The sequence below is a fragment of the Mycobacterium sp. genome, assembly GCF_032162605.1.
Taxonomy (GTDB): domain Bacteria; phylum Actinomycetota; class Actinomycetes; order Mycobacteriales; family Mycobacteriaceae; genus Mycobacterium.
Genome location: NZ_JAVROT010000587.1, coordinates 1 through 25645, shown reverse-complemented (window position 1 = coordinate 25645; position 25645 = coordinate 1). Strand labels below are relative to the sequence as shown.

The 25645-nt window shown below is 67.1% G+C and carries 28 protein-coding genes; 10 read left to right on the top strand and 18 right to left on the bottom strand.

The features are described from left to right. On the bottom strand, positions 1 to 723 hold a 723-nt coding region (locus tag QOI01_RS33010; RefSeq protein WP_526387930.1), incomplete at its 3' end, for an alpha/beta fold hydrolase. 93 nt (positions 724 to 816) lie between these two features. Here QOI01_RS33010 and QOI01_RS33005 point away from each other — a divergent pair. Then, positions 817 to 1470: a response regulator transcription factor gene (locus tag QOI01_RS33005; protein WP_526387928.1), complete on the top strand. Its 654-nt coding sequence runs from the start codon at positions 817 to 819 to the stop codon at positions 1468 to 1470. 6 nt (positions 1471 to 1476) lie between these two features. On the opposite strand, the gene QOI01_RS33000 is transcribed toward QOI01_RS33005, so the two are convergent. Then, positions 1477 to 1836: a response regulator transcription factor gene (locus tag QOI01_RS33000; protein ID WP_526387926.1), complete on the bottom strand. Its 360-nt coding sequence runs from the start codon at positions 1834 to 1836 to the stop codon at positions 1477 to 1479. 106 nt (positions 1837 to 1942) lie between these two features. On the opposite strand from QOI01_RS33000, the gene QOI01_RS32995 reads away from it, so the two are divergent. Continuing rightward, positions 1943 to 3508, top strand: a complete 1566-nt coding sequence (locus QOI01_RS32995) for a GAF domain-containing sensor histidine kinase (RefSeq protein WP_526387924.1) — start codon at positions 1943 to 1945, stop codon at positions 3506 to 3508. 9 nt (positions 3509 to 3517) lie between these two features. Here QOI01_RS32995 and QOI01_RS32990 read toward each other — a convergent pair whose 3' ends face one another. Continuing rightward, a complete protein-coding gene (locus QOI01_RS32990) occupies positions 3518 to 4978 on the bottom strand; it encodes an amidase (protein WP_526387922.1) in 1461 nt (486 codons plus the stop codon). Between the two features lie 47 nt (positions 4979 to 5025). Continuing rightward, positions 5026 to 6018, bottom strand: coding sequence for a TerC family protein (locus QOI01_RS32985; RefSeq protein ID WP_526387920.1), 993 nt, complete (start codon positions 6016 to 6018; stop codon positions 5026 to 5028). Between the two features lie 307 nt (positions 6019 to 6325). Here QOI01_RS32985 and QOI01_RS32980 point away from each other — a divergent pair, with 307 nt between their 5' ends. The 3 genes from QOI01_RS32980 to QOI01_RS32970 are packed head-to-tail and all read left to right on the top strand — an operon-like array spanning position 6326 to position 7866. Beyond that, positions 6326 to 6739, top strand: coding sequence for a VOC family protein (locus tag QOI01_RS32980; protein ID WP_526387918.1), 414 nt, complete (start codon positions 6326 to 6328; stop codon positions 6737 to 6739). 4 nt (positions 6740 to 6743) lie between these two features. Continuing rightward, a complete protein-coding gene (locus QOI01_RS32975) occupies positions 6744 to 7421 on the top strand; it encodes a nitroreductase family protein (protein WP_526387916.1) in 678 nt (225 codons plus the stop codon). Between the two features lie 10 nt (positions 7422 to 7431). After that, positions 7432 to 7866, top strand: a complete 435-nt coding sequence (locus QOI01_RS32970) for a hypothetical protein (RefSeq protein WP_526387914.1) — start codon at positions 7432 to 7434, stop codon at positions 7864 to 7866. A 38-nt stretch (positions 7867 to 7904) separates the two neighbouring features. On the opposite strand, the gene QOI01_RS32965 is transcribed toward QOI01_RS32970, so the two are convergent. From QOI01_RS32965 to QOI01_RS32955, 3 genes are all read right to left on the bottom strand, one after another. Then, positions 7905 to 8123, bottom strand: coding sequence for a hypothetical protein (locus QOI01_RS32965; protein WP_526387912.1), 219 nt, complete (start codon positions 8121 to 8123; stop codon positions 7905 to 7907). Positions 8124 to 8397: 274 nt separating this feature from the next. Further along, positions 8398 to 9147, bottom strand: a complete 750-nt coding sequence (gene yaaA / locus QOI01_RS32960) for a peroxide stress protein YaaA (protein ID WP_526387910.1) — start codon at positions 9145 to 9147, stop codon at positions 8398 to 8400. 10 nt (positions 9148 to 9157) lie between these two features. Further along, positions 9158 to 10294 carry an alkaline phosphatase family protein gene (locus tag QOI01_RS32955; RefSeq protein WP_526387908.1) on the bottom strand — a complete coding sequence of 379 codons (1137 nt, stop codon included), beginning with the start codon at positions 10292 to 10294 and terminating at the stop codon, positions 9158 to 9160. A 95-nt stretch (positions 10295 to 10389) separates the two neighbouring features. Between QOI01_RS32955 and QOI01_RS32950 the strand changes: the two genes are divergently transcribed. Beyond that, the gene (locus QOI01_RS32950) at positions 10390 to 11046 is read left to right on the top strand and encodes a M15 family metallopeptidase (RefSeq protein ID WP_526387906.1); all 657 of its coding nucleotides are present in this window, start codon (positions 10390 to 10392) and stop codon (positions 11044 to 11046) included. A gap of 18 nt (positions 11047 to 11064) precedes the next feature. Here QOI01_RS32950 and QOI01_RS32945 read toward each other — a convergent pair whose 3' ends face one another. From QOI01_RS32945 to QOI01_RS32935, 3 genes are all read right to left on the bottom strand, one after another. Then, a complete protein-coding gene (locus tag QOI01_RS32945) occupies positions 11065 to 11505 on the bottom strand; it encodes a QcrA and Rieske domain-containing protein (RefSeq protein ID WP_526387904.1) in 441 nt (146 codons plus the stop codon). 98 nt (positions 11506 to 11603) lie between these two features. Further along, entirely contained in the window at positions 11604 to 12164 is a 561-nt protein-coding gene (locus QOI01_RS32940) for a DUF6529 family protein (RefSeq protein ID WP_526387902.1), read from the bottom strand. Beyond that, positions 12151 to 12657, bottom strand: coding sequence for a hypothetical protein (locus tag QOI01_RS32935; protein WP_526387900.1), 507 nt, complete (start codon positions 12655 to 12657; stop codon positions 12151 to 12153). The genes QOI01_RS32940 and QOI01_RS32935 overlap by 14 nt, the downstream gene beginning before the upstream one ends. Before the next feature lie 317 nt (positions 12658 to 12974). Here QOI01_RS32935 and QOI01_RS32930 point away from each other — a divergent pair, with 317 nt between their 5' ends. Beyond that, positions 12975 to 14225, top strand: coding sequence for an acyltransferase family protein (locus QOI01_RS32930; protein WP_526387898.1), 1251 nt, complete (start codon positions 12975 to 12977; stop codon positions 14223 to 14225). Then, on the top strand, positions 14225 to 14932 hold the full coding sequence (locus tag QOI01_RS32925) for an Rv0518 family GDSL lipase (RefSeq protein ID WP_526387896.1): 708 nt from the start codon (positions 14225 to 14227) through the stop codon (positions 14930 to 14932). Before QOI01_RS32930 ends, QOI01_RS32925 begins: the two co-directional genes overlap by 1 nt. An 11-nt stretch (positions 14933 to 14943) precedes the next feature. Here QOI01_RS32925 and upp read toward each other — a convergent pair whose 3' ends face one another. From upp to QOI01_RS32890, 7 genes are all read right to left on the bottom strand, one after another. Next, complete coding sequence (gene upp / locus QOI01_RS32920; protein ID WP_526387894.1) at positions 14944 to 15573, bottom strand: uracil phosphoribosyltransferase; 630 nt, start codon at positions 15571 to 15573, stop codon at positions 14944 to 14946. A gap of 10 nt (positions 15574 to 15583) precedes the next feature. Beyond that, entirely contained in the window at positions 15584 to 16840 is a 1257-nt protein-coding gene (locus QOI01_RS32915; RefSeq protein WP_526387892.1) for a DUF1688 family protein, read from the bottom strand. Then, the gene (locus QOI01_RS32910) at positions 16837 to 18120 is read right to left on the bottom strand and encodes a GTP cyclohydrolase II (protein ID WP_526387890.1); all 1284 of its coding nucleotides are present in this window, start codon (positions 18118 to 18120) and stop codon (positions 16837 to 16839) included. Before QOI01_RS32910 ends, QOI01_RS32915 begins: the two co-directional genes overlap by 4 nt. A gap of 91 nt (positions 18121 to 18211) precedes the next feature. Further along, positions 18212 to 18607, bottom strand: coding sequence for a VOC family protein (locus QOI01_RS32905; RefSeq protein ID WP_526387888.1), 396 nt, complete (start codon positions 18605 to 18607; stop codon positions 18212 to 18214). Further along, the gene (locus QOI01_RS32900) at positions 18604 to 19224 is read right to left on the bottom strand and encodes a class I SAM-dependent DNA methyltransferase (protein WP_526387886.1); all 621 of its coding nucleotides are present in this window, start codon (positions 19222 to 19224) and stop codon (positions 18604 to 18606) included. Before QOI01_RS32900 ends, QOI01_RS32905 begins: the two co-directional genes overlap by 4 nt. Before the next feature lie 226 nt (positions 19225 to 19450). Continuing rightward, entirely contained in the window at positions 19451 to 21664 is a 2214-nt protein-coding gene (gene katG / locus QOI01_RS32895) for a catalase/peroxidase HPI (RefSeq protein ID WP_526387884.1), read from the bottom strand. Between the two features lie 36 nt (positions 21665 to 21700). Beyond that, on the bottom strand, positions 21701 to 22144 hold the full coding sequence (locus QOI01_RS32890; RefSeq protein WP_526387883.1) for a Fur family transcriptional regulator: 444 nt from the start codon (positions 22142 to 22144) through the stop codon (positions 21701 to 21703). Positions 22145 to 22378: 234 nt separating this feature from the next. Between QOI01_RS32890 and QOI01_RS32885 the strand changes: the two genes are divergently transcribed. Further along, positions 22379 to 23314 (top strand): enolase C-terminal domain-like protein, encoded by a 936-nt coding sequence (locus tag QOI01_RS32885; RefSeq protein ID WP_526387881.1) that lies wholly within the window; start codon positions 22379 to 22381, stop codon positions 23312 to 23314. An 11-nt stretch (positions 23315 to 23325) separates the two neighbouring features. Here QOI01_RS32885 and QOI01_RS32880 read toward each other — a convergent pair whose 3' ends face one another. Continuing rightward, entirely contained in the window at positions 23326 to 23901 is a 576-nt protein-coding gene (locus tag QOI01_RS32880) for a cutinase family protein (protein ID WP_526387932.1), read from the bottom strand. A gap of 318 nt (positions 23902 to 24219) precedes the next feature. Here QOI01_RS32880 and QOI01_RS32875 point away from each other — a divergent pair, with 318 nt between their 5' ends. After that, on the top strand, positions 24220 to 25101 hold the full coding sequence (locus QOI01_RS32875; protein ID WP_526387879.1) for an ABC transporter permease: 882 nt from the start codon (positions 24220 to 24222) through the stop codon (positions 25099 to 25101). Positions 25102 to 25645: the final 544 nt, after the last annotated feature.

Sequence of the window (25645 nt, the reverse complement as noted above, 5' to 3'; positions counted from 1 at the left end):
CTTGACCTGGTCGAGGCGGAATCCCCAGTCCTTCGCGAAGACGACGACGTCGGCGAACGGTGCTGCCATCTGTTTGCGGCTGCCGTTGAGCAGGTCGTCGAGGAACATCGCCTTGAACTCCGGTCGCGCCAGCAGCCGACGGTCACCCTCCGGTGAGACGCGGCCGTACATGTCGACGGCCCGCGAACCGAGGGGACGGATGAGCTGAATGAGTCCGACCGCCGCGAGCCGTAGCGGCAGTCCGATGAAAGGCATGTACGGTGCCACCGCCGAGCCCAGCGACATCAAACCGCCGCTGATGGCCTCCGGTCCGACCGTCGGCGCGACGCCGCCGAGGACCCCGGCCACCACGACGCGGTCTGGCATCGCCGCGCCGCAGGCCAGGGCGTACGGCCCCCCGCCGGAGAGCCCGATGACGGCCATTTCGTCGATCCCGAGGACGTCGGCGATCGTGCGCAGGTCCTCGGCGAACGCGAGTACGTTCGGGTACTGGTAAGGCGTCGAGGAGCCGATGCCCGGACGGTCTATGCCGATCAGCCGGATGTTCTCGCGCTCCGCGTAGACGCGGGCCTCCACCGGAATCTGGCGGCGCGCTCCAGGGGTTCCGTGCAGCCAGAACACCGCGCGGCCCTGCGGGTCGCCGAACTCGGCGAATCCGATCTGGCGATCGTCCCCGACGGCGACGTTGCCTTCCAGCTTGGGACGTGCGATTGGCATGACCATGCGCAAAGTGTCGCATGGAGGTTTGGGCGATCAGCGCCGCTTCAGCAACGCTAGCTCACACGAAACGGCTGGGCGGATGCGAGAATCGTCCGGATGAGTGTCGTACGCGTGGTCGTTGCCGAAGACGACGTCCTCCTCCGTGAGGGCCTTGCCAGCCTGCTCGACCGATCGGGGTTCGACGTGATCGGTCAGGCGAGCAATGCCGTCGAGCTGGTCGACATGGTGCGGGACCGGCAGCCGGGGTTGGTGTTGACCGACATCCGCATGCCCCCTTCGCACGACACGGAGGGCCTCGACGCGGCCAAGACCATCAGGGAACAGTGGCCCGACATCGCCATCCTCGTGCTCTCCGCGCACGTCGACGTCGACCACGCCATGGAGCTCCTGGCAGGAGGTCACTCGATCGGCTACCTGCTCAAGAGCAGGATTACCAACGTCGACGACTTCGTCGAGACGGTGGGACGGATCGCAGGCGGCGCCTCCGTCGTCGACCCTGCGCTCGTTCAGGAACTGGTGTCCGCCCGCCGCCGCGACGACCCGCTCGACGCCCTGAGCAGCCGTGAGCGCGAAGTGCTGACGCTCATGGCGGAGGGTCTGTCGAACTCCGGCATCGCGGGACGGATCTGGGTCACCGAAGGGACCGTCGAGAAGCACGTCCGCAGTATCCTGACGAAGTTGAATCTGCCCGAGACGCAAGACGAGCACCGCCGGGTCCGCGCGGTGATCATGTACCTGGACTCGTTGTGAGCGCCGCTACGGGAGCGCGTCGAGCATGCCTCTGATCGCGGTGGGCGACAGGGCGAACTTGGCCAGGAATCCCAATGCTGAACTGTCGGCGATCATTTCGGCGTAGTCCTGTTCGGAGTGCGTCGAGATCAGGATGACCGAGGGCGCCGGGCCGTCCGTCCCGTGTAGCCGTTCCACGACGTCGAAACCGCTCTCGCCGTTGAGTTCGACGTCCACCAGGGTGACGTCCGGGCGCAGGTCGGCGTAACGGCTCAGAGCCTCGTCGGCGCTGCACGCGACCCCGACGACGTCGATCCCCGCGCGCTCGAGCATGTCGATCGCGGCGTCACGGAAGTCAGCACTGTCGTCAACGATCAGACAGCGCACGAGACACCCAGGGAGAACATCACTAGACGAGCTTGACAGCCCGTCGCACCGCGAGCATTACCGCTAGCCGGAATGTTTGCCGCGAAACCCACTAGCATCCGGTGCGATGACCGAGTATCCAACCACCTCCGCCGACGAACCCGCTGGCCGGTGGCCGGTTCTTCGCGCCCGCCTGCTTGCCATGGTGCTCCGGCCGACGGCACGCCCGCTGGGCTGGGGCATCGTCGTCGCCGTCACGTTCCTCGCCGCCGAGACGTTGGTCGTGCTGTATCTGACGCGGGTGGCCCCCGAGAACGCATTCGGGGCCATCTTCCTGCTCGGGGTGCTCGTCGTGTCCGCGGGCTGGAACATCGGTCTGGCGATCGCGACGTCGCTCGCCAGCACCCTGGTCTACCTGTACTTCCACCTCGACGGCGTGGCGGCGGCACTGTTCGTCTTCCTGCCGCTGGCCCTGCTGGCCAACGTGCTGGCGGGGCAGGCCCGGCTGCGCGCCGCCGAGGCCGAACAGCGTCGCCGCCAAGCGGATGCGCTGGCCAAACAGCAGGCCGCGTTGCGCCGGGTCGCCACACTGGTGGCAAGGGGCGCCGATCCCGCCGACGTCTATCCCGTCACCGTCACCGAGTTGGCCCGTGGGCTCGACGTCGAACACGTCACGCTCGTTCGGTTCGAGTCCGACCAGTCGTGCACCGTGCTGGCCGCGCAAGACCGGCCGGGAAGGGAGACCCTGCGGACGGGCGAACGGCTTCCGCTGGACGGGGAGAGCATCAGCGGCCGGATCCGGCGTACCGGCGCGACCGCGCGGATCGACGACTACGAGAGTGTCGAGGGGACCATCGCCGACCGGATGCGTGGCCTCGGACTCCGTTCCGGCGCAGGCGCACCGGTCACCATCGACGGAGTGCCGAGGGGTGCCCTGATCATCGGCTCGGTGCGCACCGAGCGGATGCCGGACGGCACGGAGGAACGCATCTGTGACTTCGCCGACCTGGTTTCGACGGCGATCGCCAACGCGGAGACCCGCGCCGAGCTCAAGGCGTCGCGGGCCCGCATCGTGGCCGCGTCCGACCAGGCCAGAAGGAGGTTCGAGCGCGATCTCCACGATGGCGCACAGCAACGCGTCGTGGCGCTTGGGCTCGGCTTGCGTACCGTCGAAGCGTCTGTGCCACAAGAGGATCAGACGGTCCGCAAGCAGCTCGACAACGTGATCAACGGCCTGGCGGACCTGTACACCGACCTGCAGGAACTGTCGCGTGGCATCCATCCGGCGATTCTGTCCAAGGGCGGGCTCGGACCGGCGCTCAGAGCCCTTGCACGACGCTCGGTGGTGCCGGTCAGCGTCGACGTCGACGTGGATCGCCGACTTCCCGAGCCCATCGAGGTGGCGGCGTACTACGTGGTCGCCGAAGCCCTGACGAACGCCGCGAAGCATTCTCACGCGGCGGGGATCACCATCCGGGTGGGGCTCGGGGTGGATGAGCTTCACATCGAGGTCGCCGACGACGGTGTCGGCGGTGCTACGTCCGCAGGCGGAGGTTCCGGTCTCGTCGGCCTAAGGGACAGGGTCGAGGCGGTGTCGGGTCGCCTCGACGTCTCGAGCCCGCCGGGCGGGGGTACGACGTTGACGGCGAGGATCCCGCAAGAGCCCGAAGCGGCAAAAGTTCTGCCGGACTAGCAGATTCGGCTAGCCGACCCAGCCCACCGGCAGCCGGCCGGCCCACGGGGCGGCCGCCTCCAGTTGGGCCGCGAGCTGCAATAGGACCGTCTCGTCTCTTGCCATCAGCTGAACACCGATCGGCAGCCCCTCCGACGTCACGCCAAGGGGCAGCGAGATCGCCGCCCAGCCGGTGACGTTCGCCATCGTGGTCCAGCCCGTCGTCGCGAACTCGACGTCGAAGAACTTCCGGGTGGTGCCGCGTGGCTGATTCAGCAAGCCGTAGGGCGGCGGGGGAGTGAGCAGTGTCGGCACCAGCAGCACGTCGTGGGCCGCCATCCCCGCGGCGAAGCGGCGGGTCTGGGCGTGGACCGCTCCGATCGCCTCCGCGTATGCGACGCCGGTGGTGGTGAAGCCCTCCCGCATCATCACCCAGGTGCTCGGCTCGAAGTCGTCCTCTTCGGGCTCGCGGCCGAGGTGACGCGCCGCGAAGGCATGCAGTTCGGCGTTGCTGACGGTGTGGAGCACGGCGATGGCGGTCGCGACCGCGTCGGGATCGAACGTCGGAGCGCCGGTGTCGACGTGGTGTCCGAGCTCGTCGAGCAAGCGGGCAGAAGACTCGACGGCGGCGACGACGTCCGGATGCGTGGGCGTCCCCGGGAACGGCGAATCCGTGGTGGTCAGGATCCTCCTGCCCGCAGGCCGTTCGGCGATGGCCTCGAGGAACGGAGTGCCGGGACGGGGCGTCGAGTACGGGTCACCGGTGGCCGATCCGGCGATGACGTCGAGGAGGGCCGCACTGTCGCGCACGGTACGAGTCAACGCGTGACCGTTGACGAGGCCCTCCATGCCCTGGCCGCCGTCCGGTGCGAACGAACTGCGCCCGCGACGCGGTTTGAGCCCGACCAACCCGCAGCACGCTGCGGGCACCCGGATCGAGCCGGTGCCGTCCCCGCCGGACGCCGCGGGCACGACGCCCGCCGCCACGGCCGCGGCCGACCCGCCACTGGACCCGCCAGGGGTGACGTCGGGCGACCACGGGTTGACCGTCGGGCCGAACAGCAGTGGCTCGGTGGTGCAGTGGTTGCCCCATTCGGGGGTGTTGGTCTTGCCGAACACGACAAGCCCGGCATCGAGATACCGCTCCACGATCCATGCCGACTCCGTTGCGACGTGTGTGCGCAGCGCCCGCGAACCCATCGCCTCTGGCGTCCCGGCCAGGGACGCCCCCAGGTCCTTGAGCAGGAACGGAACTCCGGCCAGTGGGCCCGCGTTTCCAGCGCGCAACACCCCGGCGTCGTCGAGCGCCTTGGCCTGGGCTCGACCACGGTCGAACAGGTCGGTGATGACGGCATTGAGCTGTCGTGCTGCGTCGAGCCGGAAGATCGCGGCCTCGAGCAGTTCGACCGCCGTTAGCTCACCCGATGCGGCGAGTTCAGCCTGACCGAGGGCATCGGTTTCTGCCAGCTGGCCGGCGTGTAGGGAGTCCATTAGTGCGGATCTTGAAGCCTGACATCGGTTTCGGCAACTCGACGGCGCTAGGTTGGCTCCTCGATCGGGTCCGGCTTCTTGTCGGCGACCCGGGTCTTGTAGAGGCTGGCGACAGTCGTGATGATCAGGGTGACGACGATGACGCCGAGGCTCAGCAACGTCGGAATCTCCGGCACCGGCACGCCCTCGCCACCGTTGATGAACGGCAGTTCGTTCTCGTGCAGCGCGTGCAGCACCAGTTTCACGCCGATGAAGAACAGGATGAACGCGAGGCCCTGAGACAGGTAGACCAGCCGCTTGAGCAGGTCACCGAGCAGGAAGTACAGCTGCCGCAGGCCCATCAGCGCGAAGACGTTGGCGGTGAACACCAGGTACGGCTCCTTGGTGAGGCCGTAGATGGCGGGGATCGAGTCCAGCGCGAACAGCAGGTCGGTGGTGCCGAGCGCCACGATGACCAGGAACATCGGCGTCATCAGACGCGTGCCGTTGTTCTTGATCCAAAGCTTGAGGCCGTGCCACTCGTCGGTGAGGCTCAGGTGGTTGCGGGCGAACTTGACGACGGTGTTCTCCGCGTCGTCGTCGTGGTCGGTGTTGCGCACCAGCTTGGCCGCGGTGTACACCAGGAATGCGCCGAAGATGTAGAAGATCCAGGAGAACTGCTCGATCGCCACCGCGCCGAGGGCGATGAAGATGCCGCGGAATATGAGCGCCAGGATGATGCCGACCAACAACGCTTCCTGCTGGTACTTCTTCGGCACGTTGAAGCTCGCCATGATGATCAAGAAGATGAACAGGTTGTCGATGGACAGGCTGTATTCAGTCAGCCAGCCCGCGAAGAACTCGACGCCGAACTGGCTGCCGTGCGAGAACCAGACCCAGGCTCCGAAGGCCACGGCCAGTCCGATGTAGACCGTCAACGCGATCGCGCACTCGCGAAACGTCGGCTCGTGGGGCCTGCGTGCGATGAAGATGATGTCGAACAGCAGGACGGCCATGGTCACCCCGAGGGTGACGATCCATTCGATCTGCGTGACTTGCATGAAAGTGACTGCCTCCGGACGTCGACAAACGGCCGAGGTCTCTGCCACCGCACTGAGTGCGGTCCACGGCACCGGCTGCCCAACGATGGACAACGTGATGACGACACCGTGACGAAGGATTACTCCCCTCACCGGACAGTCTGTCAGAAGACTGTGTGCGGCGGGAAATCCGACTCCCCGAGATCCCCCACCGGGTCTTGTTCGGCACCCCATCGCCGCCAGAACGTCTGCATCCCGAACTCCCGTCCGACCACTGCGCCGTTCGCGATACGCATATGGTGGCAACCACCGACGGCGATTCGAGGTAGTGGCGGTGATCTTGGACCTACTGAGCCCCAGTGTGGAGATCGGTCTGGTGACCACGAACCTCGATGCGATGGTCGGGTTCTACGAGGGGTTCCTAGGGCTCGAGCCGCAGGGCGAGATCGAGTTCGCCGACGGATCGCAGCGCAGATACGCATTGGGTGCGAGCGTATTGAAGCTCGTCACCTACTCGACGCCGCCACCGTTGCCCGCATCTCCAGGCGGCGGTCGGGCGCAGGCGGGGCTGCGGTACTTCACGATCGGCGTCCGGGACCTCCGCGACGTCGCCGCCAAGGTCGCAGCCGCGGGCTACGAGATCGTCGAGCCTCCCACCGAATTCGCGCCGGTGCCCGGGATGGGATGGATGTTCATCGCCGACCCCGACGGAAACTCCATCGAATTGTTCGGGACGCTGTAGCCCAATGTCGGAAGCATGCAACGACGTCTGGGAGGTGATGTCGACCGCCCGCACGATACGTCGCTTCTCGACACGTCCCGTCGACGACAGCACCGTGAACCGGTGCCTCGAGGCGGCGACGTGGGCGCCGTCGGGGGCCAATGCGCAGGCCTGGAAGTTCGTCGTGCTCACTTCGCCCGAGCAGCGCGCCGTCGTCGCGAGGGCCGCGGCCAACGCCCTGGAAGTGATCGAGCCGGTCTATGGCATGACCCGCCCAGCCGCCGATGACGACAGCCGCTCGGCCCGCAACAACCGCGCCACCTACGAACTGCACGACCGGGCCGCGGAGTTCGCCTCCGTGCTGTTCACCCAGAAGCGCTTCCCCACGGCATCCGAACTCCTGCTCGGCGGCTCGATCTTCCCGGCCATGCAGACCTTTCTGCTCGCCGCCAGGGCACAGGGTCTCGGCGCTTGCCTCACCAGTTGGGCCTCCTACGGGGGTGAGCAGTTGCTGCGGGAAGCCGTTGGTGTGCCGGATGATTGGATGCTCGCCGGACACGTGGTCGTGGGCTGGCCGAAGGGTCGACACGGCAAGGTGCGCCGCCGCCCGTTGCGCGAGGCCGTGTACCTCGACCGCTGGGGCCAGTCCGCGACAGGCCTCGTCGGTGCGCCTCCGCCGAGTGAGGCCTCGGGCCAGCGATAGCCAAGTGGACGTGCCATCCGCCACTGCGCAGTTCCTCCCAGGACGCCTCCTGGCCAGGGCGTTCGAAGGCTTCACGGTTGGCGTTCGTGAACTCCTCCACGGTCATTGCGGCCCTGCCGGTTATCGCCTCGACGAGGCCGTCGGCGCCGGCAAAGATGCCGTTGCGGTAGTCCTGTGCCACGTTGCTCAGATGTTGGATGAGAAACGGCGTAGCGCCCTGCATGGCGAGCGCCCGACCGAAGGTCGCTACGTCGACCGGTTCGTACGGACCGGGATGCCCAGGGTCGTGTCCGCGATGTGGAACAAGGTCGCCTTCATCACCACGACTGCCGTGCTCACCTGCCTCCTCGGAGACGTCATTGGACCCATCGGCCGCACGCCTCTGCTCGACGCCGTCCTGGTCGTCCTTGGCCTGCAGGCCCAGCGTCTCACTGCCGCAACCTGATTCAGCGAGAAGGGCGGAACCGTCATCCCTGAATGGCGTCAATGTTGTTCGGGTGCAAGGCCTTGGTGACCACCCGGCGCGTTTGCAGGGGCAATGTGTCGTGCCATGATCGCGTCCCGTGCTGCAGTGAGCGCCTCAAGTGAAAGGTCGGGGTCATTGGCCGCCGTTGCTCTCGCAATGGTGATCGCGCCGACCAATTCGGCCAGCACTGACATCGCCTCTCCGTTCAAGGCTTCGGGGTCTTCGTCGTCGGTCAAGGCCGATTGGACGGTCGCGAGCACTGCCCTGATCCCGTCACCATAGGCACGCTGCAGCCTGCGGTCGCCTCGTGCGATGGCGGCGCTCAACGCGACCGAGGGGCAACCACCGTCCGGTGCTCCCGATGAGCTGTTGCGAGAAACATCTCGACGATTCCGGCGAGAGCCGAGCGACTCGCACTGTCGGCGAACCGCTGGGCGGATGCAGCGAACGCGGCCTGCGCCACCTCGGCGATCAATACCGGCCTGGCCGCACGAAGAATCGAGGCTAGGCCTACCCGCCTGGGACCACGACCACCAACTCGTTGCCCTTCCGCTCGACGCGCATGCCCGCCCGGCGGGCGAGTACGGCCACCCCCGCCGCGTCGTCGGGTTCGGACCTGCTCGAGGCCAGCACCCTGGCCAGCCTGCCCTTGTGGGCCTTGTTGAAGTGGCTGACCACGGTCCGTCTCCCGTCGGGATGCTCGGCGACCACGTCGACGTCGACGGCACCGGGCAGCCTGCCGAGCGCTGCGTAGGAACCCGACCTGAGGTCGACGATCAACTCCTCGGTCGCCAACCGTGCCAGCACGGGTTCCAGGACGGCCCGCCACCTGGCGGCGAGGGTCGCACCGCCGGGAAGCTTCGATCCGGCCGACAGCCGGTAGGCGGGCACGGTGTCCTCCGCGCGAAGCAGACCGAACAGTGCTGAGCCGACGGCCAGGCGCGACCTTGCCCGCGAAGCGGCTGTGCCACGCAGGGATTCGACGTCCAGAGCGTCGTACAGCACACCGGTGTACCGCAAGATGGCAGGCATCGTCGGGGCGGTGCGCAGCGCGGCATTGCGATCGATCTCGCCGTCCTGCGACGCGGAGATGCCCAGCGCCCGTCGGGCGGCGGGACGGTCGGCGGTCAACGCGACGAGTTCGTCGATGAGAGCGCCTCGCAACGGACCCAGTTCCGGCGAGGTCAACGACTCCAGGCGCAGGGGCGGACCGTCGCCTCCGTCGCGCTTGGTCTCCGACGGCGGCAGCAGCACGATCACGGCCAAGAGATTAGCCGTAGGCGAGCAGGAGGGGGACGTGCTGCTCCGCGCTGGTGAGTGAGCCATGGTGTCCGATGAGCGCCGACTCGACGGGCTCCACCGTGCGGCGCACCATCACGGTCGCGTTGCGGCCGGCGGCCACGACGTCTCCGATCCGCTGCCGGACGTCGTCGGCGATCCGCTCGCCGAACCAGCCCGCGGCGATGGCCTCGTCGCGTGACACCACCCAGGCCCGGTCGCCGAGTATCTCCCGCCAGGCCGCCAGCACTTCCTCGGCGGCCCCGTCGTCGGTATAGACGTGCCGTGCGCGTGCCTCCCCGCCGATCGCGGCGACACCGTCGAGCAATGCCGCGCTGCCGTCGATGTCCACCCGGTCCGCGTCTGCGACGCCCACCATGCCGTGATCGGCGACGACGGCCAGCAGACCGCCGAGCGGCAGGCTCTCCACCACGGACGCCACCAGCTGGTCGACCTGCCGCAGCTGTAGGCGCCACGCCAGCGAACCCGGCCCGTGGAGGTGGCCGAGGAGGTCGAGGTCGCCGTGGTAGCCGTAGCAGAAGCCCCGGCCCGCGATCGCCTCCTGCACACCCGCAGCGAGGTCCCCGAGTCCATGGACGCCGACGTATCGGGCTCCGCGGAGCACCGCACGGGTCAACCCGGAGTCGGCGAACTGTGCCTTCGATACGACGCTCACCGCGAAACCCGCCGACGCCGCCCTCTCGAACACCGTCGGCAGGGGCTGCACCCGCTCGGGTGGCACCGAGTCGCGTAGGTCCTCTCCCCAGGGATGCGGCCGCCACTGCAGGGCGTTGACCACACCGGCGCCGGGCAACCTGAAGGTGTAGCCGACCATTCCGTGCTCACCGCTGCGGCAGCCGGTTCCGACGGCGGCAAGTCCGGCCGCGGTCGTGGACGGGAAGCCGACGCTCAGCGTCCGCCCACGAAGCGCGGACAACACCGGGGCGTCCTCGGAGTGCTGGTCGAGCAGCTCGGCGCCGAGCCCGTCGATCAGCAGCACGCATGCGCCGGAGAGTCCGTCGGGCAGGGGGATGCGGCGCTCGAAGTCCGGTGCGCCCATCGCCGCCAGGACCGACGGAACCACGTCGGCGAGGTGGGGGAGCGCTCGATCGGGGCGCGGGAGATCCACGACTCATGAGCCTGCCACAGCGCGGCGAGCCCCTGTACCGGGTACCTTCGGGCTCCGCGGCGTGGACCAGGTCGCGCGACGCATACGCTCATCGCATGCGTCAGGCGGTGAGCGGATCGGTCGTGACCGCCCTGGGGCTGAGCGCCATGCTGATGGCGTGCACGCCGGTGGAGCGGGTCGCCGCCCTGCCGTCCGTGTCGTCGTTGGGTTCCGGCATCGCCGCCGAACCGCTGGCCGTCGGGCCGGCGGCGCGCCCGTCCTCGAGCAGCTCGACCCCCGACGGTGACGCCCTCTCGATCGGGACGGCTGGCGTCGACACCACCGGTGGGTCCATTCCCGATGGCCAGATGGTCTCGCCGTTCGACGTCAAGAATCCCGTCGTCGGGCTGCTCGATCCATCGCTTGTCAACGCCATCCAGGAGGCCACCAAAGCCGCAGCCACCGACGGCGTCGACGTGAAGCTGACCTCGGGCTGGCGTTCCAAGGGATTTCAGCAGCGGCTCTTCGACGATGCGGTCGCCACCTACGGCAGCGTGGACGTTGCGAGCCAGTTCGTCGCATCCCCCGACGTGTCGATGCACGTGCTCGGCAAGGCGGTGGACGTCGGCCCCATCAACGCGGACGGCTGGATGATTCACAACGGTGCGCGCTTCGGTCTGTGTCAGATCTATGCCAACGAGATCTGGCACTTCGAGCTCGCCCTCGACGCTCGGGGCAACTGCCCTCCGCTCAAACCGAACGCGGCCGGGTAGCGCCCTGGCTCTGAAGTCTCAGCCCGCTACGATCGAATCGCCTTGTACCGAGACGGGTTTCGCCTCCAGCGGCTTCTTCGCCGGACCGTGGTCTACCGAGCCGTCGAGATTGAACTTGCTGCCGTGGCACGGGCAGACGATCTTCCCGTCGGTCACCTCCGAGACGTGGCAACCGGCATGCGTGCACACCGTTGAGAAGCCCTTGAAGACCCCCGCGGTGGGTTGGGTGATGACGACGTCGTCGACGATCAGGCCGGACCCGACGGGCACGGCCGTCGTCTTGGCGAGGGGACCGGACCCCGGTGTGCCCGACGCTCCGGAGCCAGCGGCCGTGCTCGCCGCCTCCGAACCCGCAGGCGACTTGCCGTAGGTGCTGCACGCCGCCACTGCCGTGGCGAGGGCGCCGAGGCCTGCGCCGACGATGACCGTTCTGCGTCGCGGACGAAATTCTTTGAGCATGGCGAGGGGATCCTTCTGGCCGTAGTGATGCCGAACCGTGCCGGGCTGTGCACGGTCGTCAACGATTGTGGCCCCGTGGGGCGTTGGGGAACGGGAACCTAGAAAGTGAGCCCGCTGGTCTGCAGGAACCAGAATGACGACGTGAGCCAGATGAAGACCAGCACGAAGAATACCAGCCCGCCCGCGATGGGTATGACCCAGCCGGGAAGACCCTTGCGCGTGAGCAGCAGCATCTTCGCGACGAACGCACCGTAGAAGAAACAACCGAAGAGGGAGTGGAAGAGCACCCGCGCGTCGGTCGCCTGACATCCGAGCGCGTAGAGGCAATGCACCGCGACGGGAACGCTGGTGAGCACGGCCAGCCGTCCTGACCAGACGTGTGCGGTGCGCATCCACGACGGACTCCGGCCGCGCGGAAGCAGGCCGTACATCGCGAAGGCCGAGGCGAACTGGAAGAGTGCCAGCCCGAGCGCCAGCGTGGCCATCCACGTCTTCACGGCGGTGCCACTGGAGAAGCCCGCCACGTTGACCGAGAAGAATTGCGGGTCATGGACTTTGCCGTACACCCCGAGCGCCACCGCGATCAGCGAACCGGCCAGCAGCGCGACTGCGATCGGCGTTCCTCCCGTCCGAATGGGCCTGGTCTCAAGCGACGCCATCGCCGTCCTCCCCGTTTGGGTACGACGAATCGACGTCAGCAACGCTGAATTCCCATTTCTTCGCACCGATCCACAGCGTCCCGACCACCGACCCGCCCTGCAGTCGGCCCACCAGGCGGCTCGCTCCGTCCTTGCTCACCAGCGCGAGTGCGCCGTCTCCTGCGCTGCCCCGCAACCACGCCTCCAACGAGTCGCCGTCGCATGCGTAGGCGGTGGCCTCGCGGCCGGCGACCGTGATGTCCAGGGTGATAGTTCCGCTCTTGGTCGGGATGCTGCCCGCGTATTTCGCCGCGGCGGGAAAATTCACGCGTGGCGCTGTGACGGGTGGCGGAGTGCCGAGCGGTGGAGCCGCCGCGGTCGTGGACTGCGCTACGGCTGACGGTGACGGCGCCACCTCGACTTCCTGCGAGACGTTGAGCCACCAGAGGCCACCGCCGAGTGCGGCGACGGCGGCCAGTGAGACAAATGGGCCACGGATCCTGTTCGGTTGCATGTAACTGAGCTTGGACCGAAGTCGGGCGTGCGACTTGGAGAAAGCATGGAAGTTTCGTGGAGATCGTGGGCTGACCACCATGGCGAGGTCCCGGCGATTTCGACGCTGCCGAAACCCCTGCGACGCAGACCGAGACATTCTCGCGGAGTGGCCAATTGGACGTATTCAGGAACCCCACAGCGAGGCGAACATGCCGGAGCGTCCGCAGCGCTGTTACCCTGCCATGAGCCGGTGGCCGGTCGCCGACCGCACGGCCGGCTGACGCAACGGCGCGGATCACACGCGAAGAGAACAGCCAGAGCCACGGAAAGAGTGTTGTGCGCACCGGAGAGATCAGGTCCTTGTCCGGCCTGCGCATCGTTGCCGCACTCTGGGTGGTCCTGTTTCACTTCAGGCCGATGCTGCAGACGGCGTCACCGCCTCTATACGACGCGCTGAAGCCGATTCTCGACTGCGGCGCCCAGGGCGTCGACCTCTTCTTCATCCTCAGCGGGTTCGTCCTGACGTGGAATTATCTCGAGCGGATGGGGCAGACGTGGTCGACCAGAGCCACGCTGCACTTCCTGTGGCTCCGACTGGCCAGGGTGTGGCCGCTCTACCTGGTCACCATGCACCTCGCCGCGCTGTGGATCATCTTCACGCTCAACGTCGGGGACTTCCCGTCGCCCGAGGCCGGCACGCTTACGGCGACCAGCTACATCCGTCAGCTGGTGATGGTGCAGCTGTGGGTCCAGCCGTTCTTCGACGGCTCGAGCTGGGACGGCCCGGCCTGGTCCATCAGTGCCGAGTGGCTCGCGTACCTGCTGTTCGGCCTGCTGGTGCTGGTGATCTTCCGGATCGACCGCGCCACGAGGGCCAGGGGTCTGCTCCTGCTGTCCTTGGCGGCCTCGCTGCCCCCGGTGCTGCTACTGGTGGCGTCGGGGGGACAGTTCTACACGCCGTGGAGCTGGCTGCCCCGGATCGTCTTGCAGTTCACCGTCGGCGCTCTGGCCTGCGCCGCCGTGCGAAAGCTCGAGCTGAGCGACCGGACTCGGCGCGTCGCCGGGTACGTCTCACTGCTCCTCGTGGCCGCCATCGTCGGCGCGCTCTATCTGTTCGACGCGCATCCACTGCCGACCGTTCGCGACGACTTCGGCCTCGTCGACGTGCTGTTCATGCCGCTGGTGGTGGCCTTGGCGATCGGCGCGGGATCGCTGCCCCGCGTGCTCTCCACCAGGCTGCTCGTCTACGGGGGACAGATCTCGTTTGGGCTCTACATGGTGCACGAGCTGGTGCACACGGCATGGCTCTGGATCATGGCGCAGTACCAGATCGTGCTGGAGCCAAGTATCACGGCCAAACTCGTGTTCGTCGGCCTGATCGTGGTGGCCATCGCGTTGGCGGTCCTGCTGTACCACTTCGTGGAGGAGCCCGCCAGGGTCTGGATGCGCCGAATGGTCGGTGAACGCAAGCCACCGGTCACGGAAACACACGTCGAGGAGCACGAGGAACTCGTGAGCGGCACGTTGGCGCCGATTCACGGCCCCCGGGAGGAGCGACCGAAGTCGCTCCGAGCACGAGCCGGTTGATGGGGGCAACCGTGGGACGCGTCACCACGTTCATCATTTCGTTGGCGCTGCTGGTGGGGCTGGCGACCACCGCACCGGCCGTTCGGGTGGCACCGTACGACGCCACGAGCGCCGGAGCGCCGGTGACTCGTGTGGCGATCGTCGGCGACTCGTATACGAACGGCACCGCGATCGGGGGGCAGGGCCCCAATGCGTGGCCCGTCCGCGCCTGGAAGACCTTGGCGCAACAAGGTCTGCAGGTGGCCTCCGACGTGGCTGCCGAGGGCAGGGCCGGGTACGGGGTCCGCGGCGATCAGGGCAACCAGTTCGGCGAGCTGACGGCGCGGGCGGTCAAGCCCGATGACGCCCTGGTGTTGTTCTACGGCTCACGCAACGACCAGGGCGTCGACCCCAACGTGCTCAGCGGGCTGGTCTACAACGCCTTCTCGATGGCACACGCCATCGCGCCGGCGGCACGGCTGCTGGTGATCGGACCGCCGTGGCCGACCGCCGACGTGCCGCCCGCGGTCCTGCAGGTTCGCGACATCCTCGCCTTCCAGTCGATGCTGGCAGGCGCCACCTTCGTCGATCCGATCGCCCAGCGCTGGTTCGTCGACAGGCCCGACCTCATCGGCCAGGACGGCGTGCACCCGACGGACGCAGGGCACGTGTACATGGCGGACAAGATCGCCCCGCTCATCGGTGCAGAGCTGCCCCGTAGGGCATGACAGGGGGCGGACTACTTGGTCCCGAAGATCCGGTCGCCCGCGTCTCCAAGGCCGGGCAGGATGTACCCGTGTTCGTCGAGCTGGCGGTCGACGGCGGCCGTGTAGATCGGCACGTCGGGATGGGCCGACTGCATGGCCGCGATGCCCTCGGGGCATGTCAGTAGGCAGACGAACTTGATGGACTTCGGCCCGCACTCCTTGAGCCGGTCCACGGCAGCCACCGCGGAGTTTCCGGTGGCGAGCATGGGGTCGACGATCACCACGTCACGCTCGTGCAGATCGCCGGGCATCTTGAAGTAGTACTCCACCGCGACGAGGGTCTTGGGGTCGCGGTAGAGACCGATGTGACCGACACGGGCACCCGGCACCACGTCGAGCATGCCGTCGAGGATGCCGGTGCCTGCCCTCAGAATCGAGACGAAGACCAACTTCTTGCCGTCGATGACCCGTCCGGTCATGGTCTCCAGCGGTGTCTCGATCTCGATGTCGTGCAGCGGGATGTCACGCAGCACCTCGTAGGCCACCAGTGCCGAGATCTCGTTGACCAGCTGTCGGAAACTCTTGGTGGAAGCCTCCTTTCGGCGCAGCAGGGTCATTTTGTGCTGCACCAGTGGGTGATCGATCAGGTGTATGCCGCCCATTGCCATCTCTCTAGAAGACCGTGCCGTCGCTGACGATGACCAGTGGTGGCAATCCGCCCCGAAGGCGCTGTGCCAGCGCCCGGCCCGCGGCCCAGGTCCCGCCCTCGAGGACGCATGCCAATGGCATTTTCACCGCATCCGTACCGAGGCCGGCGCGGACCAGCGGAGCCAGCTCGTCGAGCAGTGCCACCGTCAACGCCCGCCACTCGATCACCAGTTCGTCGTCGACCGTCCAGGCGTTTCGCACCCATCCCGGGTCCCGCATGCGCAACACACCGGAATCCAGGAGAAGTCCGCCGTTGCGGTACTCGGGAAGCGCCGTCAATGCGTCCAGGCCCACCACGCGGACGCCCGCCCATTCGAACGGTTCGAGCAAGGAGTACGTCAGCCATTGCGACAGCTTGTGAAACGGCATCCAGCCATCGGTCAGGCCGGGCCCCGGCACGGCCGTGTGGCGCCAGCAGTCACCGAGCGGATGTTCGCCGATCACGTTGTCCGCCAACCAGATTCCCGATAGTGAGACCAGGAGTTGAGAGAGGATGTCGTGCGCGGTGATGGTCGCAGGTCCCTGTTGCGGGAGCAGCCGGTCGTAGAGTCCGCCGGGACGACCGAGGGGACCGAACGTCTCGGGTTGCCCTGCCAACGCCTCGCCCAACCGGTGCAGCAGCGCTACCCGGCCGTCGATCCCGACGAGGGGATTGTCCGGTTCGGCCTGGAACGCCTCGGCGAGCCGGCTCGTGGACATACTGCGCAGTCCGTGCGCGTCGACCCGCAGCGGGGCGCCCGCGTCACCGGAGAAGAGCCCGTCCATGAAGGCGTTCCACGTTGCGACACCCAGCCCCTCGGAACGGGCGAACCGCTGTCCGCTCGCCCCCTCGTCGTAGTGCCAGTCGGGGCCTGCCCCCGCGTCGAGCAGCACGCTGACCACGGTGAGGTCGATCATGGCGCGGGCCCGCGCCGACGGATCCAGCGCCGCCAGCCGCTCGTCGAGTTCAGCCTTGCGGTCCACGCCGCCCGCTTCGAAGTGACGCCAGCGGCTGTGGAACGGGATGTTCAGATCGGGGTAGCGGTGCCGGGTCACCGCAACGACCTCGGCCACCGCGACCGGTATCGATGGATCGTGCACGACGAACCACGGCGATTCACCGGCGCGCGCCCGCCGAAGCAGATGGGCGGCACGCTCGCGGACGGCGACTGTGCTGCGCAGCGTCGCCGCCGCGCCGTCGGCCTGATCGGTGTTCAGATCGGGGGAGGTGCCGAGGCTCATCCGTCCAACCCGCGGCCCTTCGACTTCCTCAGCTGCTCGTCGCCCGGCACCACGCCCGGGGTGAAGTAACCCGCGGCCATCTTGGCGTCGATCTCGACCCGCGCGTCGGCGGGCACCAGGTCGTCGGGGATGTTCACGCGTTCGCCGACCTCGATACCCGAGCCGATGATGGCGTCGTACTTCATGTTGCTCATCGAGACCAGACGGTGGATCTTGCGAACGCCCAGCCAGTGCAACACGTCGGGCATCAGTTCCTGAAAACGCATGTCCTGCACGCCCGCAACGCACTCCGTCCTGGCGAAGTACTGATCAGCGGTGTCGCCGCCGACCTGCCGCTTGCGCGCGTTGTAGACCAGGAACTTGGTCACCTCGCCGAGGGCACGGCCTTCCTTGCGGGAGTAGGAGACCAGCCCTACGCCCCCCCGCTGCGCGCCGAGGATGCACTCCTCGATCGCATGCGTCAGATAGGGCCTGCACGTGCAGATGTCGGATCCGAAGACGTCCGAGCCGTTGCATTCGTCGTGCACGCGGGCCGTCAGTTCGATCGACGGGTCGGCAAGATCGCTGGCGTCGCCGAAGACGTAGACGGTCTGGCCGCCGATCGGGGGCAGGAACACCTCCAGATCCGAGCGGGTGACGAGCTCCGGGTACATGCCACCGGTCTCCTCGAAGAGCACGCGCCGTAGGTCGGTCTCGCTGCAGTTGAACCGCTGCGCCACCCCGGGGAGATACCAGACCGGCTCGATCGCCGCCTTCGTCACCAGCGCGGCGCCACTGGGCAACAGGATGCGGCCGTCGGGGGAGAGCCTGCCCTTCTGCACGGCCTCGACGACCTCGGGGAGCATCACGTGCGCCTTGGTGACGGCGATGGTCGGGCGCATGTCGTGCCCTGCGGCCAGCTCGTCGGCGAACACCTCGGCGACCATGGCGCCCCAGGGGTCCAGGCTGACGATCTTGCCTGGTTCGCTCCACTGCGGGTACGGACCGATGACGTCGGTGGGTGCGGTGTTCGTGAGGTCGGCCTTGTGCTCGCGCGACAGCGCGCCCGCGGCGACGGCCAGAGCTCGGTAGACGCTGTATGAGCCGCTGTGCGTGCCGATCACGTTGCGGTTCGCCCGGCTGGTCGTGGTGCCGATGACGGGCCCACGTTCCGTCGCCGTCGGCGCGTCCCAGTGGATCTGCAGGGCGCCGACACCACCGCTGTGCGACGTCAGCCGGATGTGCCCGGTGGCGGACTTCGAGACGGCGGGCGAGGGCACGGCGTCTGCATCAGCAGCCATGGTCACTCCTCGCTGGTAGCCGTTCCGGTCTTCGAGCCGCCGAGAGGCGCCAGCTTAGCGACTCGTGCTGTGCCACGCCGTCCCGCCGCAACTACGAGCCGAAGGTCGTCAGGCAGAAGAGATGCCCGGCCGGATCGAGGAACACCCTCCACAGGTCCGGCGCCGGCTGGTGCTCGGCCGGCCTCGCCCCGACCGACAACGCGCGGGCGGCGGCCCTGTCGAGGTCGGTCACGGAGATGTCGAAGTGCATCTGTTGCTGTTGGCCTCGATCCGGCCAGCTCGGCGCGACATAGCCGTCTACCTGCATCATCGCCAGGGTGTGAGTGCCGTCGGAGATGGCGACGATCCGAGCGTCGGGAGACTCGACGATCCGCGTCATCCCGAGCAGCTCACCGTAGAAATCCGCGAGTTCACCAGGGTCGGCACAGTCGAGGGACACCGCCCCGATGTGCAGCTCGGGGATGTCATCGTCCGGTGTAGTGGTCATGTCGACGACCCTGTCACAGTCGCCCTACGGTGGACCGACACCGCGTAGTCGCCGCCGTCGTAGGGCTCGCGGTCCCACGTCGCCCAACGCGCGGAGAGCTCGAGGCCGGCCGCATCGGCAAGCCGGTCGTACTCCGCGAGCTGCAAACGGTCGGGCCGAATCGTGAAGCCGGCCACCAGGAATCCGGCCGGAGCGAGATGGTCGACGAGTCCATGCACGACGCGGCCCTCGGTTCCCGGGGTGAGGAAGATCATCACGTTGCCTGCCAACAGGATGACATCGAAGGGGGAGTTGAAATTGGCCCCGCCGCTCGCCGAGAGATCTGTGAGGTCGGCCAGCATCCAGGTGCTCTCGGGATCCTTTCCCCTGGCGGCGTCGAGCATTCCGGCGTCTGCGTCGATACCGACCACCGAATGTCCGCGGCGGCTCAGTTCGATGGCGACCCGGCCCGTGCCGCAGCCTGCATCGAGGACATGCCTGCCGCCCGCCTCCGTCACTAGGTCGTCGACGAAATCGGCCTCGCCGTGAACATTCGCACCGGATGCGGCGAGCCGCGCCCATCTCGCGTCATAGCTCTCGCCGCGAGGTGCGTCGGTGTCCTGCCATCGGGTACCCATTCACGCCATCATCGCAGACGATGCCGCGGGTACCGACGGCGAAACGCGAGTGTAGGAAAGACCCGCGAATCAGGTCGCCAGGAAATGGAATTCGGCATGCGAATCATCGCGCAGATGGCCGTACACAGCTTCGTGGTGGCTGGACGTGGGGCATTGTGACCACCACGAGAACACCCCGCGAACCGGTGACGGTTCGCGGGGTGCTTTCCTCGGGCTGCAGAAGTGACTAGGTGACGTCGTATCGATCGGCGTCCATGACCTTTGCCCACGCGGCGACGAAGTCCGTGACGAACTTCTCCTTCGAGTCGTCTTCGGCGTATACCTCGGCCAGCGCACGCAGCTGGGAGTTCGAGCCGAAGAGCAGATCGACCCGGCTGCTGGTCCACTTCTGTGCGCCGGTCGCCCGGTCGGTACCCACGTAGGTGCCGTCGTCAGCGGACGTCGGTGCCCACTTGGTGCCCATGTCGAGCAGGTTGACGAAGAAGTCGTTCGTCAACTGGCCCTCCCTGTCAGTGAGCACACCGAGCTTCGAGCCCTGGTAGTTGGCGCCGAGGACACGCAGCCCACCGATCAGAACCGTCATCTCCGGAGCGGACACGTTGAGCAGATTCGCCCGGTCGATCAGCTGGTACTCCGCCGGAATCTGCAGGCCCTTTCCGACGTAGTTGCGGAAGCCGTCGGCCTTGGGCTCCAGCCAGGCGAACGACTCGACGTCGGTCTGCTCCTGGGTGGCGTCACCGCGACCCGGGGTGAACGGCACCTCGATGTCGAATCCGGCGGCCTTGGCAGCCTTTTCGACGCCGACGAGGCCGCCGAGCACGACGAGGTCGGCGAACGACACGCCGATCCCTGACGACGCCTGGATCTCGTCGAGCTTGCGAATCACCTGAGCCAGCTCATCGGGCTCGTTGAGCTCCCAGCCGAGCTGCGGCTGCAGCCGAATCCGGCCACCGTTGGCACCACCGCGCATGTCACTGTGGCGGTACGACGCCGCCGCCTTCCATGCCGTCGAAACCAACTGCGGGACAGTCAGACCCGAATCCGCGATCAGGCTCTTCAACGTCGCGATGTCATCGGATGACAAGTCGGCGTTGCCGGCCGGAACGATGTCCTGCCACACCCAGGTCTGCTGGGGCACCAGCGGCCCGAGGTAGCGTGCGACGGGACCCATATCGCGGTGCAGCAACTTGAACCACGCGTTGGCGAACGCCTCGGCCAGCTCCTCCGGGTGGTCCAGCCAGCGGCGGGTTATCTTTTCGTAGATCGGGTCCAGCCGCATGGACAGATCGGTCGTCAGCATCGACGGGTGGGTCTTGCCGTCACCCTGAGCGAGCGGCACCGAGTTGGCCCAGCCGTTGTCCTTGGGCCGCCACTGGTTGGCGCCTGCCGGGCTCTTGACCAATTCCCACTCGTTGCCGTACAGGATCTCCAGGAAGCTGTTGTCCCACTTGGTCGGGGTATGCGTCCAGGTCACCTCGAGCCCACTGCTAACGGTGTCCAATCCGACGCCGGTGCCCTGCGGGTTGGACCAGCCAAGACCCAGCTGTTCCAGCGGGGCGGCCTCGGGTTCGGGGCCGACCAGGTCGGCGTCGCCGTTTCCGTGGGTCTTGCCGAAGGTGTGGCCACCGACGATCAGCGCGGCGGTTTCGACGTCGTTCATCGCCATGCGGCCGAACGTCTCACGGATGTCGATGGCTGCTGCCACCGGATCGGGAACACCTTCGGGGCCTTCAGGATTGACGTAGATCAGACCCATGGTGGATGCGCCCAGCGGGTTCTCCAGCTTGGTTCTATCGCCGCCGCCAGCGGCGTACCGCTCCTGGGTGCCCAGCCATTCAGCTTCGGCGCCCCAGTACACGTCCTCCTCGGGCTCCCAGTAATCCTGGCGGCCGAAGGCGAAGCCGGCGGTCTTGAAGCCCATGTGCTCCATGGCGCGGTTACCGGCGTAGACGATCAGGTCGGCCCAGGACAGCTTCTTGCCGTACTTCTTCTTGATCGGCCACAGGACGCGACGGGCCTTGTCCAGGCTGACGTTGTCGGGCCAGCTGTTCAGCGGCGCGAACCGCTGCATGCCCTTACCGCCGCCACCGCGGCCGTCCTGCACCCGGTAGGTGCCGGCGGAATGCCAGGACATCCGGATGAAGAACGGACCGTAGTGGCCGAAGTCGGCGGGCCACCAGTCCTGTGAGGTGGTCATCACCTCGTCGAAATCGCGGGCAAGCTCGTCGAAGTCGATGGTCTGCACGGCTTCGCTGTAGTCGTAGCCCTCGTCCATCGGGTTGATGACGTCGGGGTCCTTCTGCAGGATCTTCAGGTTGACCGCGTTGGGCCACCAGTCGCGGTTGCTGCCACCCTCGACGGGGGGATTGATGCGCATCGGGCATGCGCTTTCGGCGGGCTCAGTCTGAGCCTCTCCGATGGGGGGGGTGTCCTCAGGCACAGCATTTCCTTTCGGGAGTGGTGAATCGGGCTGTGATCACGGGCGTGATCCCGAAGTGTGTGACGTGGAGCAGTCAGGGCACAGGCCCCAGTAGGTGACTTCGGCTTCGTCGATCGTGAAGCCGTTGTCATCGGACGCGACCAGACACGGGGCCTCCCCGACGGCGCAGTCGACGTCGGCGATGACACCACACACCCGGCACACGACGTGGTGGTGGTTGTCTGCGACCCGGGACTCATAGCGGGCCAGAGAGCCGGACGGCTGAATCCGACGCACCAATCCCACCGTCGTCAGGGCTGCCAACACGTCGTACACGGTCTGCCGCGATACCTCCGGCAGACCGGTCCGCGCCGAGTCGAAGATCGTCTCGGTGTCGGCATGTGGGTGTTCGCACACCGCCCCGAGTACTGCGACCCGTGGCCGGGTCACGCGAAGATCAGCAAGGCGCAGCTGCTCCGCGTAGTCCGGCGACGATGTCACGTAATCCACTATGCCGCGCTTTTCTGGAATGAGTCAAGACTTGGCGAGATGAATACACAAAGCGAGCGACAGGACCCGCCGAAGAGGACTGAGCGACGAGTTCCCTGCGCGAGCAGACGCAGAGTAGCCGCGACACGCCGATGCGAGGGTGATTTTGCGCCTGCTCGCGTCCCAGGTGGGCGGTCGCCGGGTCGATGACCTTTCGCCAACGTCGGAGGGTTTACTTATCTGTTGATGAAGGCACTGATCGACTTCGACGGCGCACCGATCTTCGCCATCCCCATCAGCGACGGATCGGGCCTACGCGAAGGCATGTTGATCGAGGGCCCGCAGGGTTGGGGCGAGTTCAGCCCACCCCCCGACTGTGACGCCCGCGCCGTGGGGCGGTGGCTCACCGCGGCGATCGAGGGTGGCACGGTCGGGTGGCCGGACCCACTGCGCGGCCGGATTCCGATCGCCGTCGGCGTGCCGGCCGTCGGTTCCGCCGTCGCCCGCGGCATCGTCGCCGATTCCGGATGCCGGACCGCCGACGTCACGGTCGCCGCTCGCCCAGACTCTCTCGCGGAAGACGTCGCCCGTGTCGGGGCGGTTCGTGAGGCGCTCGGCCCCGACGGCCGAATTCGCCTGGACGCCAACGGGATGTGGAGCGCCGAACAGGCCATCATCGCGATCCGAGCACTCATGAGGACGGCGGGCGAACTCGAGTACGTCGGCCGGCCGTGCCGCACCGTCGACGATCTGAGGACCGTCCGCCGCAACGTCGACGTCCTGGTGGCCGCGGAGGTTTCCTGGGCCGGGGAAGCGGACGTCGCCATCTTGCGGTCCGGGACACTTGGCGGCGTGCGGCGCGCGTTGCGGTTGGCCGAGAAGTGCGGCGTGCCGTGCGTGGTGTCCTCGGCGATGGAGACGAGCATCGGTCTCGCGTCCGGCCTCGCGTTGGCAGGAGCGCTCGCAGAGCTTCCGTTCGCGTGCGCCCTAGGCACTGTGTCAATGCTGGCCGGCGACCTCGTAGCGAAGCAGCGCTCACTTGTTCCCGTCGACGGCTACCTGCCCGTCGCGCCGATGCCGGCCTCGCCGGAACCGGAATTCGTGCGGCAGTATGCGCTGTCCGAACCCGACGGTGTCGCGTGGTGGCGCGAACGGCTCAGGTCGGCTCGGACCGCAGCCTGACCGACGGCCCATCACAGATGTTTGTCGACGATCCACTGGGCGGCCTTCTTGACCAGGCCCGACTGTGGGTATTGGACGTGAGAGTTGAAGTCCTTGCCCAACGAACAGATGGGATCGTTGGTGTTGCACATGTCGGCGGTCTTGGGCCCGTAGAGGGCGCTGAGCGTCGTTAGTGGCTGACCGAGCCGCGCCGAAGGATTGCCGAAGACGGCAACGGCGCGGACGTGATCGGCCATGGCCGGCGGCATCGGGGTGCTGAACCCGAGTCCGGCGATCGGGGAGGTGGTGACGACGTCGACGACCGCCGCGCCCTGTGAGTAGCCGCCGAGCACGATCTTGGTCTTGGGGCAGTTCTTCGCGGTGGCCTGAATGTGGGCGCTGGCGTCATTGGCGCCGTTGGCGACCGCCAGAAAGTCGTACGACGCCGGGTACTTGACGGCGTACGAGCGCACCGACTTGCCCTTGACCAGTGGTTTCAGTGAATCCACCAGTGCCTGGCCGACGACGCCGATGCCAGCGGGCTCGTCGGTTCCGCGGGCGAATACGACCTCGATGTCCGGGCAGTCGGCGGCGGCGGCCGACGGCATCGGCGACGCCGCCAACGTCGATGCTGCCAGCAACAGGACGGCTACCGCAGACCTCGGCGCCCGTCGCGCGAAGAGGAACGCCGCCAGGCATTTCAGCCGTGAGGTACTCCCGGTGGCGTCCAAGGCCGCTCCTTGCCCTGATGGGTGGGTCGAAAATCTTCGACCGTATACGCAATTATCACTTCTGTCACTCTAGTATCACTGATCTTGACTGTTCTTGGACTGACGTGGCGTATCGGGGATGGCGCGGTGGCCCTGTCGTAGACCAGGGAGTTGGCGGCGTCTTCCGACTAGGCACGCGCAAATGCCGTCGTCGCGGTGGTGCTCGCGAGGGCCGCGGTGGCCGAGGCAACCCTCGCAGTCGCGCGGGCTCGCAATGTGGACGTCAGCGTTGCCACGCCTGGGGCGACGCGGCGCATCGCCGTCCTTCGGGTCGCGCCGGTGTCCGGTGTCGGACGACGGGTCGTCGACGAGGTGCGTCACGTCATCGCGGACAGACCGCGGGCGATTCTGGTCCGACTCGTCATCACTCTTGCCATCAGCCTGTCGCTGGTGACCTTCTATCACTTCAGCGGATGGTCGGAGTACGACGACGTCAGTCAGCTCACGCTCTACCTGTTCTCAGCCGTCGTCGGCAGCGTGGTCTGCACCAACGCACTGTGTTGCGAAGCTAAGCGGGTCCGCGACAGCATGTCTCGCGGTGAACGGCTCTGGCGCATCATGGTGGACAAGAATCTGGCCATGGCCGTCCTGGTCACCGTCGCAGCGCTTCCCGTGATCGGCTTCCTCACCGTCACCAACGACGGCAATCCGATAGCGATGGTCGACCAGCTGGTGACGATGGTATTCATCTGGCTCGGCGTCGGAAACGTGTTGTCGGTGCTGTATCCGCTTCGGCACGAACCGGTTTCGGCGAGACTGCGGGACGGAACGTGGAAGCCGTACCTGTTCTCCTTTGCACTGTCGTACGGTGTCGGGCTGACCGTCAACCTGATGATCTTTTGGCGTCTGTGGTCACGCCAGGCGGCGGCCGCGGAGTTCGTCGGCGGCCAGTGGGCAGCGTTCGTGCTGGTGCTTGCGAGTGCAGTGACCAGTTGGTTGCTGCTAACCGTGTTCGCGGTCGCCTGCAGTCGGGAGCCTCGCATCCGCAGAGTGCTGTCCCGGGAGATGGTCGCCTATCGCGCTCCCCGGACCACCTGAGTTTTGACTCCCCGTGATCTGGGCGACTCGTACTTCCTGGCCGGCACCCTGGTGGGCTGGTGATGCGGATGTTGGGGGAGTTGGCGACCGCCAACCCCGACACGGGTTCGTTCTCGGTATGCTCCGACCGCGCATTGGGTGGCTGGGCCGAGTCTCCCGGCCCGACCACCGGCATCAGCAAGGCCGTCAACTCCGTGATCTGGCGAATCCCGCTGTTCTATGCGGTCGACAGGGCAGCGTGCGCCGGTTCGGATGTGGCTGTTCCCCTACCTCACGATCGGGGTGATCGTGGCGATCGTCGCGAGCGGCGACGAGCACCATGTCGCGTGCCGAACGCGGCGCGGACCACGGCCCCTACCGTCCGGTCATCTGAATTCAGATGTTTACGCAGATTCACAGGTGGTACTCGACTGCAATGCGGAAAGAACTCATGACTCGACTTCTGATCGCCGGCGCAGCTGCGACAGCTCTGTCCCTTGCCCCTGTTGCCGGCGCCGACCCGCCGCCGCCGTGTGGCGTTGAAGGTGCGCCGTCGTGCGCCATC

Excerpts from the sequence above, each read along its gene's own strand:
- QOI01_RS32935 (WP_526387900.1), bottom strand. The coding sequence starts at position 12,657 with ATGCAACCGAACAGGATCCGTGGCCCATTTGTCTCACTGGCCGCCGTC.
- QOI01_RS32925 (WP_526387896.1), top strand. The coding sequence starts at position 14,225 with ATGGGGGCAACCGTGGGACGCGTCACCACGTTCATCATTTCGTTGGCG.
- QOI01_RS32905 (WP_526387888.1), bottom strand. The coding sequence starts at position 18,607 with ATGACCACTACACCGGACGATGACATCCCCGAGCTGCACATCGGGGCG.
- QOI01_RS32910 (WP_526387890.1), bottom strand. The coding sequence starts at position 18,120 with ATGGCTGCTGATGCAGACGCCGTGCCCTCGCCCGCCGTCTCGAAGTCC.
- QOI01_RS32985 (WP_526387920.1), bottom strand. The coding sequence starts at position 6,018 with ATGCAAGTCACGCAGATCGAATGGATCGTCACCCTCGGGGTGACCATG.
- upp (WP_526387894.1), bottom strand. The coding sequence starts at position 15,573 with ATGGGCGGCATACACCTGATCGATCACCCACTGGTGCAGCACAAAATG.
- QOI01_RS32990 (WP_526387922.1), bottom strand. The coding sequence starts at position 4,978 with ATGGACTCCCTACACGCCGGCCAGCTGGCAGAAACCGATGCCCTCGGT.
- QOI01_RS32950 (WP_526387906.1), top strand. The coding sequence starts at position 10,390 with ATGCGTCAGGCGGTGAGCGGATCGGTCGTGACCGCCCTGGGGCTGAGC.
- QOI01_RS32880 (WP_526387932.1), bottom strand. The coding sequence starts at position 23,901 with ATGCCGTCGGCCGCCGCCGCCGACTGCCCGGACATCGAGGTCGTATTC.
- QOI01_RS32900 (WP_526387886.1), bottom strand. The coding sequence starts at position 19,224 with ATGGGTACCCGATGGCAGGACACCGACGCACCTCGCGGCGAGAGCTAT.
- QOI01_RS32945 (WP_526387904.1), bottom strand. The coding sequence starts at position 11,505 with ATGCTCAAAGAATTTCGTCCGCGACGCAGAACGGTCATCGTCGGCGCA.
- QOI01_RS33005 (WP_526387928.1), top strand. The coding sequence starts at position 817 with ATGAGTGTCGTACGCGTGGTCGTTGCCGAAGACGACGTCCTCCTCCGT.
- QOI01_RS32915 (WP_526387892.1), bottom strand. The coding sequence starts at position 16,840 with ATGAGCCTCGGCACCTCCCCCGATCTGAACACCGATCAGGCCGACGGC.
- QOI01_RS32995 (WP_526387924.1), top strand. The coding sequence starts at position 1,943 with ATGACCGAGTATCCAACCACCTCCGCCGACGAACCCGCTGGCCGGTGG.
- QOI01_RS32975 (WP_526387916.1), top strand. The coding sequence starts at position 6,744 with ATGTCGGAAGCATGCAACGACGTCTGGGAGGTGATGTCGACCGCCCGC.
- QOI01_RS32885 (WP_526387881.1), top strand. The coding sequence starts at position 22,379 with ATGAAGGCACTGATCGACTTCGACGGCGCACCGATCTTCGCCATCCCC.
- QOI01_RS32940 (WP_526387902.1), bottom strand. The coding sequence starts at position 12,164 with ATGGCGTCGCTTGAGACCAGGCCCATTCGGACGGGAGGAACGCCGATC.